The 15,684-nt window shown below is 75.0% G+C and carries 18 protein-coding genes; 8 read left to right on the forward strand and 10 right to left on the reverse strand.

Features of this window, described 5'->3' with window-relative positions; genetic code table 11:
- Window positions 1-14: 14 nt before the first annotated feature.
- Window positions 15-893 (forward strand): NmrA family transcriptional regulator, encoded by an 879-nt coding sequence (locus tag OG357_RS07120; RefSeq protein ID WP_329620333.1) that lies wholly within the window; start codon window positions 15-17, stop codon window positions 891-893.
- 70 nt (window positions 894-963) lie between these two features.
- Complete coding sequence (locus OG357_RS07125) at window positions 964-1,518, forward strand: hypothetical protein (protein ID WP_329620334.1); 555 nt, start codon at window positions 964-966, stop codon at window positions 1,516-1,518.
- Here the strand turns inward: OG357_RS07125 and OG357_RS07130 are convergent.
- Both OG357_RS07130 and OG357_RS07135 read right to left on the reverse strand, forming a co-directional pair.
- Window positions 1,505-2,239, reverse strand: a complete 735-nt coding sequence (locus OG357_RS07130; protein WP_329625509.1) for a class I SAM-dependent methyltransferase — start codon at window positions 2,237-2,239, stop codon at window positions 1,505-1,507. The two genes, OG357_RS07125 and OG357_RS07130, sit on opposite strands and share 14 nt — an antisense overlap.
- 51 nt (window positions 2,240-2,290) lie before the next feature.
- A complete protein-coding gene (locus tag OG357_RS07135; protein ID WP_329620335.1) occupies window positions 2,291-2,596 on the reverse strand; it encodes a 4a-hydroxytetrahydrobiopterin dehydratase in 306 nt (101 codons plus the stop codon).
- A 91-nt stretch (window positions 2,597-2,687) separates the two neighbouring features.
- Between OG357_RS07135 and OG357_RS07140 the strand changes: the two genes are divergently transcribed.
- A complete protein-coding gene (locus tag OG357_RS07140; RefSeq protein WP_329620336.1) occupies window positions 2,688-3,506 on the forward strand; it encodes a helix-turn-helix domain-containing protein in 819 nt (272 codons plus the stop codon).
- Here OG357_RS07140 and OG357_RS07145 read toward each other — a convergent pair.
- Window positions 3,496-3,918: a hypothetical protein gene (locus OG357_RS07145; protein ID WP_329620337.1), complete on the reverse strand. Its 423-nt coding sequence runs from the start codon at window positions 3,916-3,918 to the stop codon at window positions 3,496-3,498. The two genes, OG357_RS07140 and OG357_RS07145, sit on opposite strands and share 11 nt — an antisense overlap.
- A gap of 227 nt (window positions 3,919-4,145) precedes the next feature.
- On the opposite strand from OG357_RS07145, the gene OG357_RS07150 reads away from it, so the two are divergent.
- The 3 genes from OG357_RS07150 (at window position 4,146) to OG357_RS07160 (ending at window position 6,132) form a co-directional block, all read left to right on the forward strand.
- Complete coding sequence (locus OG357_RS07150) at window positions 4,146-5,360, forward strand: low temperature requirement protein A (protein WP_329620338.1); 1,215 nt, start codon at window positions 4,146-4,148, stop codon at window positions 5,358-5,360.
- A gap of 110 nt (window positions 5,361-5,470) precedes the next feature.
- A complete protein-coding gene (locus tag OG357_RS07155; RefSeq protein ID WP_329620339.1) occupies window positions 5,471-5,965 on the forward strand; it encodes a helix-turn-helix domain-containing protein in 495 nt (164 codons plus the stop codon).
- Entirely contained in the window at window positions 5,851-6,132 is a 282-nt protein-coding gene (locus OG357_RS07160; protein ID WP_329620340.1) for an IclR family transcriptional regulator domain-containing protein, read from the forward strand. The genes OG357_RS07155 and OG357_RS07160 overlap by 115 nt, the downstream gene beginning before the upstream one ends.
- 103 nt (window positions 6,133-6,235) lie before the next feature.
- Here OG357_RS07160 and OG357_RS07165 read toward each other — a convergent pair whose 3' ends face one another.
- From OG357_RS07165 to OG357_RS07185, 5 genes are all read right to left on the reverse strand, one after another.
- Window positions 6,236-8,089, reverse strand: a complete 1,854-nt coding sequence (locus tag OG357_RS07165; RefSeq protein WP_329620341.1) for an alpha/beta hydrolase — start codon at window positions 8,087-8,089, stop codon at window positions 6,236-6,238.
- A gap of 105 nt (window positions 8,090-8,194) precedes the next feature.
- Entirely contained in the window at window positions 8,195-8,350 is a 156-nt protein-coding gene (locus OG357_RS07170) for a hypothetical protein (RefSeq protein WP_329620342.1), read from the reverse strand.
- Between the two features lie 60 nt (window positions 8,351-8,410).
- Window positions 8,411-8,809, reverse strand: a complete 399-nt coding sequence (locus tag OG357_RS07175; protein ID WP_329620343.1) for a hypothetical protein — start codon at window positions 8,807-8,809, stop codon at window positions 8,411-8,413.
- 101 nt (window positions 8,810-8,910) lie between these two features.
- Complete coding sequence (locus OG357_RS07180) at window positions 8,911-11,028, reverse strand: phage holin family protein (RefSeq protein ID WP_329625510.1); 2,118 nt, start codon at window positions 11,026-11,028, stop codon at window positions 8,911-8,913.
- 189 nt (window positions 11,029-11,217) lie between these two features.
- Window positions 11,218-11,622 carry a hypothetical protein gene (locus OG357_RS07185; RefSeq protein ID WP_329620344.1) on the reverse strand — a complete coding sequence of 135 codons (405 nt, stop codon included), beginning with the start codon at window positions 11,620-11,622 and terminating at the stop codon, window positions 11,218-11,220.
- Between the two features lie 151 nt (window positions 11,623-11,773).
- On the opposite strand from OG357_RS07185, the gene OG357_RS07190 reads away from it, so the two are divergent.
- Together OG357_RS07190 and OG357_RS07195 are read left to right on the forward strand one after the other, a co-directional pair.
- Window positions 11,774-12,553 carry an MBL fold metallo-hydrolase gene (locus OG357_RS07190; protein WP_329620345.1) on the forward strand — a complete coding sequence of 260 codons (780 nt, stop codon included), beginning with the start codon at window positions 11,774-11,776 and terminating at the stop codon, window positions 12,551-12,553.
- Window positions 12,550-13,215 (forward strand): DedA family protein, encoded by a 666-nt coding sequence (locus tag OG357_RS07195; RefSeq protein WP_329620346.1) that lies wholly within the window; start codon window positions 12,550-12,552, stop codon window positions 13,213-13,215. Before OG357_RS07190 ends, OG357_RS07195 begins: the two co-directional genes overlap by 4 nt.
- Here OG357_RS07195 and OG357_RS07200 read toward each other — a convergent pair.
- Window positions 13,195-14,265 (reverse strand): MBL fold metallo-hydrolase, encoded by a 1,071-nt coding sequence (locus OG357_RS07200; protein ID WP_329620347.1) that lies wholly within the window; start codon window positions 14,263-14,265, stop codon window positions 13,195-13,197. The two genes, OG357_RS07195 and OG357_RS07200, sit on opposite strands and share 21 nt — an antisense overlap.
- 88 nt (window positions 14,266-14,353) lie before the next feature.
- Window positions 14,354-15,589, reverse strand: coding sequence for an aminotransferase class I/II-fold pyridoxal phosphate-dependent enzyme (locus OG357_RS07205; protein ID WP_329620348.1), 1,236 nt, complete (start codon window positions 15,587-15,589; stop codon window positions 14,354-14,356).
- Window positions 15,590-15,684 lie beyond the last annotated feature (95 nt).

A 15,684-nucleotide genomic window follows, 5' to 3' on the forward strand; every position in this document is an offset into this window, starting at 1 on the left:
GGGAGTCTTGAGCCATGACGACACACACGAACACGACGAGCGACATGAACGCCACGGACGACACGAACGCCACGCCGCGGACGATCCTGGTGACGAGCGCCACCGGCAAGACCGGGCGGCGCGTGGCCGAGCGGCTCGCGGCGCGCGGGGTGGCGGTCCGCGCCGGGTCCCGTACCGGATCGACCCCCTTCGACTGGGAGGACCCGGAGACCTGGGGTCCGGCGCTGCGGGGCGTGGACTCCGCGTACGTGGCCTACTACCCGGACCTCGCCGCCCCGGGCGCGATCGAGGCGATGCGGGAGTTCGGCCGCCTCGCCCGGGAGAACGGCGTACGGCGGATGACCGTGCTGTCCGGGCGCGGGGAGCCCGAGGGGGTCGTGGCGGAGGAGGCGCTGCGGGAGGCGGCCGTCGGGGTGGAACTGGCCGTCGTACGGGCCTCGTTCTTCAACCAGAACTTCTCCGAGGGACTGCTCGCGGAGGGCGTCGCGGAGGGGACGCTTGTCTTCCCCGCGGGTGACACGCGCGAACCGTTCATCGACGCGGACGACCTGGCGGACGTGGTCGTCGAGACCCTGACGGCGGACGGGCACGCGGGGCGGGTGCACGAGGTGACGGGGCCGGAGCCGGTGTCCTTCGCGGAGGTGGCCGCGGAGATCGCGCGCGTATCGGGTCGCCCGGTGGTCTACGAGGCGATGCCGGAGGCGGAGTACGCCGGGCTCCTCACGGGGTTCGGGCTCCCGGCGCCGGAGGCCGAGTGGCTCGCGGGCCTGTTCGCGACGCTCCTCGACGGCCACAACGCCTCGGCGACGGACGGGGTGAAGCGGGTCCTGGGGCGCGAGCCCCGCTCGTTCGCCGCGTTCGCGGCGGACACCTGGGGCGGTCCGAAGTCCTGAGCGGACCCCCACGAAGATCGCCGGCCTTCACTGACAGAAGGTGTCAGTGAAGGCCTCGTACAGTCCGGCCATGACGTTCACGGAACAGCGGGACAAGCAGGAGACGCAGGAGACGCAGGAGAAGCACCGGGGCTTCGACTTCCTCGACGGGGAATGGAACGTCCGCAACCGGTGGCTCGGGGACTTCCTCGACCCGGATAGCGGCTGGGAGGAGTTCGACGGGCACACGACGGGACGGCTCTTCTGGAACGGCCGCGCGCACGCCGACGAGATCGTGTTCCCGTCGAAGGGCTTCAGCGGCCTGACGCTGCGGCTGTACGAGCCGGAGACCGGTGAGTGGACGCTGAACTGGTCCAACAGCGCCACGGGGAGGCTCGACCCGCCGGTCAGGGGCCGGTTCGCGGAGGACGGTACGGGCACCTTCCACGGGACGGACACGTATGCGGGCCGTCCGGTCCGGGTGCGGTTCCGCTGGTCGGGGATCGGCGCGGACGCGGCCCGCTGGGAGCAGGCCTTCGCGCCGGCGGACGGCGACGGCAGGGACGCCGGCGGCGACCCCGGTGACGGGCCCGGCAACGGCCCCGCGTGGGTGACGAACTGGGTGATGGAGTTCAGCCGCGCCTGACGAAGCGGGCCAGCCGGTAGCGAGGGTCGTCACGGGGGCGATCCTGGTCCGGGAGGGCCGTGAGGGCGGCGGCGAGCGCGTCGACGGACACGGTGTCGCCGTCGAACCAGGAGGCGAAGTAGCCGCTGCGCAGTTTCCGTACGGTGTCGCGCGGGGTCCCGCCCTGGCCGTGGCCGGCGAAGACGGTGCCGGGGGCGGGGTCGAGGCCGTGGGCGGCGGCGTGCCGGGTGATCAGGTCCGAGCGGTCGGTGGCGCCGGACTCCGAGCGGTGGGGGCGGAGGATCTCGTCGATGTCGCTGCCGACGTCGTGGGCGGCGTCCTTGTCGACGGTGGCGATGAGGACACCGCCGGGGCGCAGGACGCGGGCGGCCTCGGCGACGATCTCCGGCGCGAAGGGGACGAGGTGCAGCAGCCAGACGGCGGATACCGCGTCCAGGGAGGCGTCGGGCAGCGGCAGCCGCCGGGCGTCGGCGCGGACGGTGCGTCCCGGCAGGCGCCCGGTGGCCGTCCGCAGCATCGCGTGGGCGGCGTCGGCCCCGTACACGAGCAGCCCGGTCCTGGTGAGGCGCTCGGTGACGAGGCCGGTGCCGCAGGCGAGGTCGAGGAGCGTACGCGCGCCGGGCGGCACGAGGCGCAGCACGGCCTCGGCGGCGGCCTCGGCGCGGGGCACGCCGCCGCGGGTCCGGTCGTAGTGCGCCGCCTCGGCCTCGTAGTCGAGCATGGTGTCCGCCATGCCGGTGATCCTACGGAGGGAAGGGAAGGGACCGGCGGGTCAGTCGGCGCCGTGGCCGGGGGCGATTCCCTCCACGCGTTCGGCGAGCTGGAAGTCCTTCTCGGTGACGGTCCCGCCGGCGGAGTGGGTGTTCACGGACAGGGCCACGGTGTTGTAGCCGAGGGTCAGGTCGGAGTGGTGGTCGAGCTCCTGCTGGATCCGGGCCACGTGCACGACGAGGGCGGTCGCGGCGAAGTGGTCGCCGAGCCGGTAGGTGCGGAGGAGACGGTCGCTCTCGACGGACCACCCGGGGAGCTCCCGCAGTCGGTCCTCGATCTCCTTCTGCGACAGCGGCTGTGTGGGCACGGTGGTGCTCCCTCCGATGGGGTGGTGCGCGGTGCGGGACGGGGTCCCCCGGGGAAGCTACCCGGGTCCCCCTCTGGGATACCGTCTGGCCATGACAACTGTCGTGAGCGACACGGGGGTAGGGCCGCTGTTGCGCGGATGGCGCGAGCAGCGGCGGCTGAGTCAGCTGGAGCTCGCGCTGCGGGCCGATTCCTCGGCGCGGCACATCTCCTTCGTGGAGACGGGCCGTTCCCGGCCGAGCGAGGAGATGATCCTCAGGCTAGCGGAGCACCTGGACGTGCCGGTGCGGGAGCGGAACGCGCTGCTGCTCGCCGCCGGTTACGCCCCCCGGTACACGGAGTCGCCGCTCGGCGCCCCGCACCTGGAGGTGCTGCGGGAGGGCATCGAGCGGCTGTTGCAGGGGTACGAGCCGTATCCGGCGTTCGTGGTGGACGGCTCGTACACGGTGGTGGCGGCCAATCGGGGCATCGGGCTGCTGCTCGGCGGTCTGCCGGAGCATCTGCTGGCCCCGCCGCTGAACGCGATGCGGCTCACCCTCCACCCGGAGGGCCTGGCGCCGCGGATCCGGAACCTGCGGGAGTGGCGGGGGCATCTGCTGGCGCAGATGGAGCGGCAGATCGCGCTGGCCCGGTCGGAGGCGCTGCGCGAGCTGTACGAGGAGGTGGCGGCGTATCCGCTGCCGCCGGGCGCGGAGGAGGAGAGCGCGCCGGACGCGGAGCCGTATCCGTACATCGCGCTGCCGATGCGGATCGAGCACGACGGGCGGGTCCTGTCGTTCGTGTCGTCGATCTCGACGTTCAACACGCCGATGGACGTGACCGTCGCCGAGCTGGCCATCGAGACGCTGCTCCCGGCCGACGCGGAGACGGTCGCGTACCTCCAGTCCCTGGCGGCGGCGGTCAGCGAGTAGCCGGGACGGCTCGCAGGGCGGTCCACTGGAGCAGGGCGAACCCGGCGACGGTGGCCGCCTGCATCGGTGTCCACAGGAGGCCCGCGGTGGTCGGCTCCAGCCAGGCGAAGAGGGCGACGATGCTCAGGACGGCCCAGAGGGCGTTGACGTCGACGACGAGCTTGACGCCGAGGGCCGGGGGCTGGGGGCGGCTCGCGAGCCAGGCGACGCCGGCGGCGTACGCGGTGAGCAGGACGCCGAGTTCGAGCAGGAGGGCCGCGTCGATGCCGAGGAGCTCGCCGAGGGGGCCGGAGGCCGTCAGGTAGGCGAGTCCGTTGGCGCCGGTGACGACGGCGTCGAGGGCGAGGAAGCGGCGCAGCGCGGTCTGGGGGCGGGTGGTGCGGGCGAGGCCGGCGAACAGGGCCTGGGACATGGCGGATCACCCTCCATGGGGGACGTTCGAGCTGGTGGTGGGTCCGGAGCCCGAGCGGAGTGCGCCGCCCGGGTTCCGGTGTTCATGAGCATGCCGCGCGGTCCGGGCGGGGTCGATTACGTGAGAGGTAATGCCGGACTCCGGACAGCCGTGTCGTCGTGCCCGTGGCGTGAGTAGTCTTCGCCTCCGGGTGGCCGGAACCGGTCTCCCGGAGGGGGAGACAGCGCATGGCGTGGAACAGGGAACGGGCTCTCGTCGTGGCCACCGGTGACGATCACCGGGTGACGCCCGCGGAGCTCTTCTTCGACCTGGTGTTCGTGTACGCGATCACGCAGGTGACCGCCCTGATGGCGGCGCGACCCTCACCTCTGGGGGTGGTCGGCGGGATGGTCGTGCTCGCGCTGCTCTGGTGGTGCTGGTGCTGCTTCGCCTGGCTGGGGAATGTCGTACGGGCCGACTCCGGTGGGGTGTTCGCCGTCCTCGTCACCGTCATGGCCGTCGTCCTCATCGTGTCGCTCGCCGTGCCGGAGGTCTTCGCGGACGAGCCCGGCGGGCTCTCGGCCCCTCTGGTGTTCGTCGTCTGCTACGGCGTGGTGCGCGTCCTGCACCTGACCTCGTACTGGGTCTCCAGCCCCGGGGACGCGGTGCTGCGCGCCACCCTGCGCCGTACGGCGCTGATGTCCGTGCTGCCGCCGCTCGTGCTGCTGCTGATCGGCAGCGCGTACAGCGGCCGGGTCCAACTCCTGCTGTGGCTCGGCGCGGTGGCCGTCGACTACGGCGGCATCTACGTCACCGGCTCCTCCGGCTGGCGGGTCAACTCCCCCGGGCACTTCGCCGAGCGCCACGGCCTGATCGTGATCATCGCGCTCGGCGAGTCCATCGTGGCGATGGGCGTCGGCGTCTCCGGCTTCCCGCTCACCTTCGCCGTCCTCGGCGCCTCGGCCGCCGGGCTGCTGCTCGCGGCCGGGCTGTGGCGGCTGTACTTCCGGCAGCTCGGCGAGCCCGCCGAGCACCGGCTCGGCGGGCTGGACGGCGACGACCGGACCCGCTTCGCCCGGGACGTGTACACCTTCCTGCACCTGCCGCTCGTCGCGGGCGTCGTGCTCTGCGCGCTCGGCATGAAAAAGGTCCTCCAGCAGGTCGCCGACACCGGCCACTACGGTCTCGCGGAGCCGCTGCACGGGGTCGTCGCCTGGTCCCTGACCGGGGGCGTCGGCGTGTTCCTGCTCGGCGCCGCCGCGATCGTGCTGCGCACGACGGGCCGGCGGCCGACCGCCCTGGCCGTCGGCGGCGTGTGCTGCCTCGCGGCGGGTCCGCTCGTCGGGCTCGTCCCGGCCCTGCCGGCGCTGGCGGTCCTCGCCACCACGACGGCGGTGCTCGTCACACTGGACGGCCGGCGGGGCCGCCCGGAGGTGGTCGCGGTGGCGGAGACGGAGGCGTAACCGCGCCCTGTTGGAGGAAAGTGACGGTTCGCCACACCCGGACAAGCCGATCGAACAAGGCTCGGGCCACCGGGGCTCGGGCGGGCGAGGTGCTCGGCAGACTGGGCCCCATGGCCCCCTCCACGCCCACGCTCATCAGTTCCGTTCGCCGTGCGCTCGTGCTGCTCGAAGCGGTCGCCGAGCACGGCGAGATCACCGCCAAGCGGCTCTCCCGGGAGACCCGGCTGCCGCTGCCGACCACGTACCACCTCCTGCGGACCCTGGTGCACGACGGCTATCTGCGGCGCGAGCGCGGGACGTTCCGGCTCGGGCCCGCCGTGCCCCGGCTCGCCGGACGCGGGCCGGGGCCCGGGCCGGGGGTGCGGCTCGCCGAGTGGCTGGGGGTGCTGCGCGACGAACTCGGCGCGCCCGTGTACTACGCGGACCTCGCCGACGGGGAGGTGCGGGTGGTGGCCGTGGCGGAGAGTCCGGAGCGCCGGGCCGTCGAGGAGTGGGCGGACTCCGGACGACCGCGCACGCCCACGCGCTCGGCCAGTGCCTGCTCGCCCAGCTGTCCTCGGAGGCCCGCCGCGCCTATCCGGTCCGCCGCCCCGTGGCCCGGCTGACCCCGCACACGGTCCGGGACGAGGAGGCACTCCTGACCCGGCTGGCCGGGATACGGCGGGGAGCGCCGGTGCTCGAACGGGAGGAGTACGCCCTCGGCGCGGTGTGCGCGGCCGTGCCGATCACGGCGGGCGGGGCCACTCGGCGGTCGGCTTCTCCCTGCCGGTGAGTGAGCGCGCACGCCTGGAGACGACGGCGGCGCGCCTGCGGGAGCGGCTCGAACGGGCCCTGACGACACAGGCGTTCACGGTACTGACCTGACGGGCCGCCGCTCAGTAGGCCGCCTTGCGGTGGCGGATGAAGGCGCGCAGGCGGGTCGTGTCGGCGGCGGTCCAGTCGGGTGGCGGCAGGACCGCCGCCCAGCCGTCGACGGCCCCGGCCCCGTACCGGTGGCCGTGCGGGGCGTCGACGCCGTAGGAGACGGTCATGTCGACGGACGTCTGCCAGAAGGCGACGATGGGAAACCAGCCGATCTCGGGGGTGACGTCGGGGCCGAGCGGTTCGTCGAGCCATTCGGGGCGGTCGAGGAGCAGTTCGGGCGACCACCAGACGACGGGGTCGGAGGCGTTCTGCAGGTAGACCGCGCGCGGCCGTTCCCAGACGGCGGCGGGGCGTTCGAGGTCGGTACGGGGGAACTGCGCGAAGCGGATGTGGGCGCCGCCGCGGTACTCGGGGCGCCAGACGGGGCTGCCCGGGTCGCGGTCGCGGCGGATCTCCCGGGAGATCGGGGAGAAGTGGGGGGCGCCCATCAGGAGCGCGCCGTCGGTTCCGGCGAGGAGCTCGTCGGCGGTCCCGAAGGACGCTTCGACGGCGTAGGCGCCGAGGCTCTCGCCGGTGACGACGAGCTTCGGCCGCCGGTCGGCGGGGAGGGCGGCGAGGCGGGTACGGACGGCGTCGAGGAGGGCCCGGGTGGCCTGCCCTGCCTTCTCCTTGTCGACGAGGAAGGAGACCCAGCTCGGGAGGTACGAGTACTGGACGGCGACGATCGCGGTGTCGCCGCCGTACATGTACTCCAGGGCCTCGGCGACGTTCGGGTCGATCCAGCCGGTGCCGGTGGTCCCGGCGACGGCGAGGACGGCGCGGTCGAAGGCGCCGGTCCGGTCGAGTTCGCGGACGGCGAGGCGGGCCTGGGCGGCGAAGGGGCGGTCGTCCGTGAAGGCGGCGGGCAGCGCGGAGGGTATGTAGACGCGGACGGGTTCGCGGGCGGGCCGGCCGGTCCAGGCGGTGAGGGCGGTGCGGGTGGGGGTGGAGCCGGTGAAGTTACGGCCCTGGTAGCCGAGGTCCTGCCAGGGGATGAGGGAGCCGGGGCCGCCGGAGACATGGCGGGACGCGGGGCGTCGGATGCCGTCCTTCGTGCCGCCGTTGGTGGCCTCGGCGATGCGGTCGGCGAGGTCGACGACGCCCCGGTCGAAGACGACGTCGCGGACGCCGACGAGGACGACGAGCGCGGAGAGGGCCGCGCCGACGGCGAAGGCGACGGGACGCGGCAGGAGCCTGCCGAGGAGCCGGATCAGGGTGACGGCTCCGAGCCGTACGGAGCGGGCGACGAGGAGCGCGGCGAGGAGGAGGCCGAGGGCGATCAGCGCGATCATCGGCGTGTGCCAGGTGAGGGTGGGCGGAAGGCCCTGGAGGACCCGCAGCTGACGCTGCATCCGGGCGCTCTCGGAGATGAGCCAGACGGCGATGACCGGGCTGAGCAGCCAGTAGGCCTGCCAGCAGCGGGCGCGGACCGGCTCGCCGGGGCACCGGCGGACTACGGCGCGGAAGAGCCAGGCGAGTCCGGCGCCGAGGGCGTAGCCGATGGCGGCGGTGATGCCGCCGACGATCCCCTGGAGGTACCAGGGCCGGGGCACGAGGGAGGGTGTGAGGCTGGACCAGAAGAAGACGGTGGCTAAGCAGAGCGCGGTGAGGTCGGGCCAGCGGCGGATGCGGAACGAGGGGTCGGGGCGGTCCCAGTAGGGGCGCCGCGCGAAGGCGAGGAGACGGGCGGCGGCACGAGCGGCGGCGGCGCGGGTCCTGGTCCCGGTCCTGCTCCCGGTGTCGAGGGTCGTCTCGGTGGCGGGGCCCGGGCCGGACGCGGGTCCGGCGGACCGATCGGGGCTGGTGTTCCGGTCGGTCGAGGTCATCGGATCAGCCTCGTACGTCCGTACACCCGTCCGCAAATCGTATTTTCCCCAGGGCCCGCGTCCCGCGTCCGCGTCCGCGTCGGTGTCCGAAGCGGATCCGGTCGTTCAGCGGGTGCGGTCCTCCCGAGGGGCGGGCGGCTCGGCCACCGGGGCGGGCTGCGCCGGTTCGGCGGGCTCGGCGGAGCGGCGGTCGGCGCGCTGGGCTCGGGAGGCCTCGGCGCGCAGCAGGGCCTGGAGGACGGCGTACGGGTCGACGGGCATGGCGGAACTCCTCGCGTGGGGGGTGATGTCTGGGCTGACTGCCGGGAGGTCCCGGGCCTGTCAGCAGCGCATCACCACGCGCCGGGGCGCGCCGCCACGCGGGGCGGGTACGGGAGCGGGGGCGGTGGTACGGGAGCGGCGGCGGGCGGGACGGGGGTGGTGGCGCGGCGGGACGGGCCGGACGGGCGTGCGGTGCCGTCGGGTCCTGCCGGGAAGCCCCGCCTCCGCGGCCGCCGGGTCGAACGTCTCGGCGCCCGGGTCGGAGGCCGGGGCGGAGGCCGGGGCTGCGGCAGCGACGCGGAGTTCGGCGCCGCCGGGGAGGGCGTTGGCCGCGCCCGTGCCGAACAGGGTGGTGAGGATCAGGAAGAGCGCGACCCACCAGGATCCACCCGGCGCGAGGCGCGTCCGGCGGCCCGCCGGGGTGGCGGGCGTCGCGGTCGGCTCGGGCACGGGGCTCACGGAGATGCGTCCTGCCCCGCGCGGGTCCGCACGCGGCGCTCCGGGGGCGAGATCCGCCCGGGCGGCCTACGTCCGGAGCCCCGGATTCACCGCACCGGCGGTCAGGGCGTGGGTTCGCTCTCCCCCGCCGTGGCGCCCTCCACGGACGCTCTGCAGGGCGAGGACTCCGGCGCGCCCCGTGCCGGCGAGATCTCCCGCGCCCCCGCCGGCCCCAGCGGCACCTGCGGGCCCGCGGACTCGCGCAGCCAGCGTCGCAGCACCCGGTGGATCCGCTCCGCGCCGACCAGCTCCTCCCCCGCGCCGACCGGCGCCGTCAGCTCCGGCGGCGACAGCAGGAAGGGGTGCGACTGCTCGCCGCCGAGCCCGCCGTGCGAGCCGATCTGCTCCTCGAAGGCGTGCACGGTGCCGGTCGCCGGGTCGTACATCGAGTTGACCATGATGTCGGCGACGTGCGGGAAGCCGTCCGTACGGCGCACGGCGTCCGCCGCGCCCCGCCCGAAGACGGCCAGCGGCCCGTCGTCGGCGAGCTCGGCGACCGGCACCTCCACGCCGTCGCGGGCGAGGACGAGCGAGCCGTGCTCGGCGCTCGCCACGAGCACGAAGCCGACGCCCGGGTGGTGGGCGAGGGTCCGCAGCAGTGCCGGGTGGCGCCGCTCGATCTCCTCGCGGGTCATCCGGTGCGGCACGTCGGGGAAGGAGATCAGGCCGAGGTTGCCCGAGGCGAGGACCACCGGCTCGGAGGGCTTGGCGGGCAGCTCCTTCGCCGTCTCGCCGGTCTCGTCGAGCGGCCGGTGCAGGGCGCTGCGCAGCGCGTCCCTGGCCGCGTCGCGCGCCTCCGAACCACTGCGGGTGCGCCGCACGCGGCGCGGCACGGGCAGCCCGCACCCGGCCCGTACGAGCTCCTTGAGGGAAAGGCCGTACGCCGACTCGAAGGTCTCGCCCGGGCTCTGCCCGTGGTCGGATAGGAGCACGATCCGGTACGGCCTCGGGGCGTGCTCGGCGACGGTCGCGATCAGCGCGATCGCGCGGTCGAGGCGGCGCAGGACCTGGTCGGTGTCCCGGCCGTGCGGGCCGGAGTGGTGGGCCACCTCGTCGTACGCGACGAGGTCGGCGTAGACCGCGGTCCGCCCGGCCAGCATGTCCCCCATCACGGCGGAGACCACCACGTCCCGCTCGACGACCGTCGCGAAGGCGCGGACGAAGGGGTACGTGCCGCCGCGCGAGACCCTCGGGGTGTCGCGGCGCAGCAGCGCCCGGGTCGACTGGCACATCTCGCGGACGCACTCGGTGACGAGCGAGCCGGCGGTGCGGACGGCGTTGGCCGGGTCGGAGAAGTACGCGAAGTAGCCGGCCCGGGAGCGGTTGCGCCGGCCGCGCCGGGCGGCCATCGACAGGACCAGGGCGAGCTGGTCGGCGCCGCCGCTGAAGAGGTTGCCGCGGGAGGCGCCGTCGAAGGTGAGCAGCCCGCCGTCCCCGGTGCGGCGCACGGCCCGCCGCTGGAGTTCCACGGCGCTCGCGGGGCGGTTCGACACCATGAGCCGGCCGGTGTCCTTCTCGTACCAGCGGAAGGCGGGCACGTCCTCGTTGGAGCCGTGCAGGATGCCGAGCTGGCTTGCGCCGGTCTGGCTGGACCAGTCGGTCCGCCAGGGGGTGAGCCGGTGGCCGGCGTCGAGCCAGCCGGCGACGGTCGGCATGAGCCCGTCGGCGACGGCGGCGCGCAGCACGTGGTGGCCGACGCCGTCGAGCTGGAGGAAGACGGTGCCGGGAGCGGCCTCCGGCGAGGCCTCGGGGTCGCGGGGGCGGGTGCGGCCGGTGAGCCGGTAGAGGCGGCGCCGGTAGGCGTCGTCGTCGCGGACGGCGAGGGCGGTGGCGGTGGCGGAGGCGACGGCGGACATGACGGCGGCGACCACGACGGCGGTCTCGGGGTCGGCGGCGCCGCGGCCGTCGGGGATCAGCCAGAGCGCGACGAGCAGCAGCGAGCCGTTGAGGAAGAACACCAGCAGGCCGAGGACGAGCGCCGGGACGAGGAGGAGGGCGCGGACGATCACCGGCCACACGAGCGCGCCGAGCAGACCGAAGACGCCCGCGGCGGTGGCGGCGGTGACGGCCGTCCTCGTCAGGCTGTCGCCGTCCGCGGACTGGAGCTCGAAGTCGGGGAGCAGTCCGGCGAGGGCGAGCATGGTGAGGGTGGACACCGCCCACACCACGATCATCCGCATCACCGCGCGGCCCGTGGTCCGCCAGCGGCCGGCGCCACCCCATCGCCCGTCTCCCACGCCCGATTCACCTTTCACCCGTTTCCTGCCTCAAGCGTGGCACAACGCCCACGGTCAAGGCGCGAAACGGGTGACGGGGAACGGCCCGGGTGTGTCAGGTCGCGCGCTCCCGTGTCGGGTGGTGCGGACGGGTCAGGAGCCGTCGTACCCGGCGGTGGGCATCGAGAGCCGCCGGTGCACGCCGGCCTTGGCCGCCGTGTCGTACGCCGGTTCGTCGAGGCCGACGGTCTCGACCCGTACCCCGCGGCGCTCGCACTCGGCGCGGAAGCCGGGCACCGAGGTCAAGGCCCGGGCGAGGACCCGCTCGTTGGCGGCGACGAAGAGGTCCACCTCGCCCGCCTCCACGTCCTGCCACAGGGCCGCGTGGTCGGGACGGATGCCGTAGAAGAGGAGTTGGCGGACGAGCGTGTACCCCTTGTCGGCGGCCCAGCGGGCGCACTGCTCGTGCTGGCCGCGCGTGTCCACCAGGAAGGGGTCGCTGTCCAGCTCTTCGAGCGGGGTGAGGCTGGCGATCGCCGCCACCCGAACGTCGTCCATGGACCGACCCTACTGGGGAACGGCACGGCCGAACATCCTCCGGAGCACGCTCCGGACATTTACCCTCGTTACGGAGGTACGGAACGGTCGCGGACATCGGGGCGCGGCGGCCGGAGCCCCCGAGGACGGCAGACGGACGACGGAAGGCGGCATGCCGGTGGAGGTCACCTGGTGGGGTCACGCGACCTGCACGGTCGAGGACTCCGGGGTCCGCTTCCTCACCGACCCGCTGTTCACCCGCCGGCTCGCGCACCTGCGCCGCCGGCGCGGCGCCCTGCCGCCGCCCGAGGCCACGCTCGCCGAGGCCGTCCTCGTCTCGCACCTGCACGCCGACCATCTGCATCTGCCCTCGCTGGCCCGGCTCGCGCCCGGGACGCGGATCGTCGTGCCGCGCGGCGCGCCCGCCGCCGTACCGGGGCTGCGGAGGCTCGACGGGAACGGGCTGCGGCTGACCGAGGTGGAGCCGGGCGACACGGTGACGGTCGAGGGCGTGACGGTACGGGCCGTGCCGGCGCTCCACGACGGGCGGCGGCTGCCGGTCGGACCCCACCGCTCCCCCGCGCTCGGGTACGTCGTCGAGGGCGAGGCGCGGACGTACTTCGCCGGGGACACCGGTCTCTTCGACGGGATGGCGGAGGCGGTGGGTCCGGTGGACGTGGCGCTGCTGCCGGTGGGCGGCTGGGGCCCGTACCTCGGGCACGGCCACCTCGACGCAGGCCGCGCGGCCGAGGCGCTCGCCGCACTGTCGCCCGCGGCCGCGGTGCCCGTGCACTACGGCACGTACTGGCCGATCGGGCTCGACGGGGTCCGGCCGCACGAGTTCCACGCGCCGGGGGACGAGTTCGTCCGCCAGGCGGCGAGGCTCGCGCCGAAGGTGGTGGTGCACCTGCTCGCCCACGGCGAGCGAGTGCGGCCGGAGGTCGCCCGGTGATCGACGGCCTCGTCGGGATCGCCGGGGCGGTGCGCGAGCTGCCGCCCGAGTCGACGCAGCAGGCGGTCGGCTACCCCTCGCTGTTCCTGCTCGTGGCGCTGGGCGCGCTGGTGCCGGTCGTGCCGACGGGCGCCATCGTCAGTTCGGCGGCGGTGGTCGCCTTCCACCAGTCCTCGCCGCTGTCGCTGCTCTTCGTCTTCCTGGTGGCGGCGTTCGCCGCGTTCCTGGGGGACATCGCGCTGTACTGGCTCGGGCAGCGCGGGGTCCGGTCCCGCAACGGCTCGCGGTGGCTGGCCGCGCTGCGGAGCCGGGCGACGCCGGAGCGGACCGCGCACGCGCAGCAGCGGCTCGACACCCATCAGGTGTCGGTGCTCGTGCTGTCCCGGCTGGTGCCGGCGGGGCGGATCCCGGTGATGCTGGCGTGCCTGCTCGCGAAGATGCCGCTGCGGCGCTTCGCGCGGGGGGACGCGGTGGCGTGCCTCGCGTGGGCGGCGACGTACCAGCTGATCGGGATCCTGGGCGGTTCGCTCTTCCCGGAGCCGTGGCAGGGCGTCGTGGCGGCGGTGGGCCTGACGGTGCTGTTCAGCGCGCTGCCGTCGCTGTGGCGGCGGGTGCGGGGATCTCGAAGGGTCGCGGGCCCGTCAGGGAGCCAGCACCCGTGAGGCGCCGACCGGGAGGTCCCACAGGTCCTCGCGGGGCAGCCCCGCCTTGTCCCAGGCGGCCCTGACCCGGGTGAGGGGTTCCAGAACGGGTTCGGAGGACAGGACGAAGGTGGCCCAGTGCATGGGGGCCATCCGCCGCGCCCCCAGGTCCTGGTGGGCGCGGACCGCCTCCTCCGGGTCCGTGTGGACGTCGCTGAGCCACCAGCGGGGGTCGTAGGCCCCGATCGGGAGCAGGGATAGGTCGATGCCGGGGAAGCGGCGGCCGATCTCGGCGAACCAGTGGCCGTAGCCGGTGTCCCCCGCGAAGTGGACGCGGCGCCCCGACGGGTCGGTGAGCACCCAGCCGCCCCACAGGGAGCGGCAGGTGTCCAGGAGGGTGCGCTTGGACCAGTGGTGGGCGGGGACGAAGTCGAAGCGTACGCCGTCGAGTTCGGCCGCCTCCCACCAGTCGAGTTCGGTCACGCGGCCGAACCCGCGGCGGGCGAACCAGCGTCCGAGGCCTGCCGGGACGAACACGGGGGTGCGCCGGGGCAGTCGCCTGAGGGTGGGGGCGTCGAGGTGGTCGAAGTGGTTGTGGCTGATGACGACGGCGTCGACGGGCGGCAGGTCCTCCCAGCGGACGCCGACCGGGGTGAGCCGGGCCGGGGTGCCGAAGATCCGGCGGGACCAGACGGGGTCGGTGAGGACGGTGAGTCCGCCGAGGCGCAGGATCCAACTGGCGTGCCCCGCCCAGGTGACGGCGAGCGAGTCGGGTCCGGCGGACGGCAGCGGCCCCGGCTCGAACGGGAGCAGCGGGACGTCGCGGAGGCCTTCGCGGCGGGGCCGCACGGCACCCTCGCGGGCCAGCCGCGCCATGGCGCGGACGCCGGGGAGGGGGGCAGTGAGCCGGTCGACGAAGGTCCGGGGCCAGTCCGCGCGCAGCCGGCCGATCGGCTGGAGTACGGACGTGGGGGCGGGAGCCGGGAGTGGGGCGGGGGCGTCGGCCGCGGGGGCGTCGGAGGGGTACGGGGCCTCGGCGGCCTGGGCGGGGTGTGCCGTCCGTTCGGTCATCTGCGGGCTCCGTCCTGCGCGGCTCGTACGGGGTGGGCGGGGTGGGCGGGGTGGCCGGGATGGGGATTGCCGGGATGGCCGGGATGGTTCACCGGAGTTCCTCCAGGGCTCCTCCGAAGTCCGTCAACGCGCGTGCCACATGAGGGAGTTCCTCGGGGTTCCGGGATCCGAGGGTCTCGGCGCGCTCGTCCTCGGTGCCGCCCAGGAACATCTCGGTGCCGAACCGGGCGCGCAGGGCGCCGAGTTCGTCCCCGAAGCGGTGGCCGCCGGGGACGGAGGCGCCGAGTCGCGCGGTCAGGTGGCTCTCCAGCTCCAGGGAGTCGGTGACGCCGCGGGCGGCCAGTCCCGACCTCAGCCTGCCGAGGTCCACGTAGAGATGGCGTCCCGCCTGCGGGGGCCTGGAGAGGGCTCCGGCGGCAAGGGCGGTGCGGTGCGCGGCGGCGGCGAGCCGGCCGTGGACGGTGGCGGCGCGCCGGGCCCGTACGGTCACGTCCTCGGGTTCGTCGAGGGCGTGCGCGGCGGCGGGGGCGACGGGGCCCGGGACGACGGCGCCGATCGCGGTGAGGACGTCCAGGACGCGGGCCCTGCGGTCGGTCCAGCGGTCGGCGCGGGACGGGTCGGTGGGCGGGAAGCGGGCGACGGCACAGGGCCAGGCGGCCGGGGTGAGGGGCGCGCCGCCGAGGTCGACGAGGACGGTGACGTCGTCGGGGCACATCTCGGCGGGGCTCAGGAGCACGGTGTCGTGCGGGTGGTGGAGGGTGTCGCGCCAGGTCTCGTCGCTGATGACGTGGAGGCCCTCGGCGACTGCGGCCTCGCAGGCCTCTCGGACGATCTCGGGCGGGGCGACGGTGGCGGTGGGGTCGTCGGCGACGGAGAGCAGCAGGACCCGGGGGTCGCCGCCCTCTGCGCGGACCCGCCGGACGGTCTCCAGGAGGGCGTACGGGTCGGGGACGCCGCCGCATTCGGCGGGGGTGGGCACGTGGTAGGCGGGGCGGCCGAGGAGGCGGGCCTGCGGGGTCCACCAGGCGGGGCAGGGACGGGGCAGCAGGAGGTCGCCGCCGTGCGCGGCGATCAGGGCGAGGAGGAGGGCGGGCGCGCCGGGGGCCGCGACCACGTCCTCGGCGTGCGTCCGCAGGCCGCGGCGCCACCAGTAGCCGGCCGCCGCCTCCCGCAGGACGGGGCCGCCGCCGGGCGGCTCGGGGGCGGTCCGTCCGGCCGCGGCCGCGAGGAGGGCGGCGAGCCCGGGGAGGACGGGCAGGCCCGCGTCGGGCGCGGGAGGGCCGTAGCGCACCGGGCCTCGGGCTTCCGGAGCCGTGTGGTGCATGTCCCGTACCTCCTGAGCGCACGGGGGCACCGGGAACGGCACCCCGAGCCCTTTATACGAAGATCCGGGCGGTTTCGCCGCTCAAGCAGGCGCTC

Source organism: Streptomyces sp. NBC_01255, from assembly GCF_036226445.1.
In the GTDB taxonomy this organism is placed as follows: domain Bacteria; phylum Actinomycetota; class Actinomycetes; order Streptomycetales; family Streptomycetaceae; genus Streptomyces.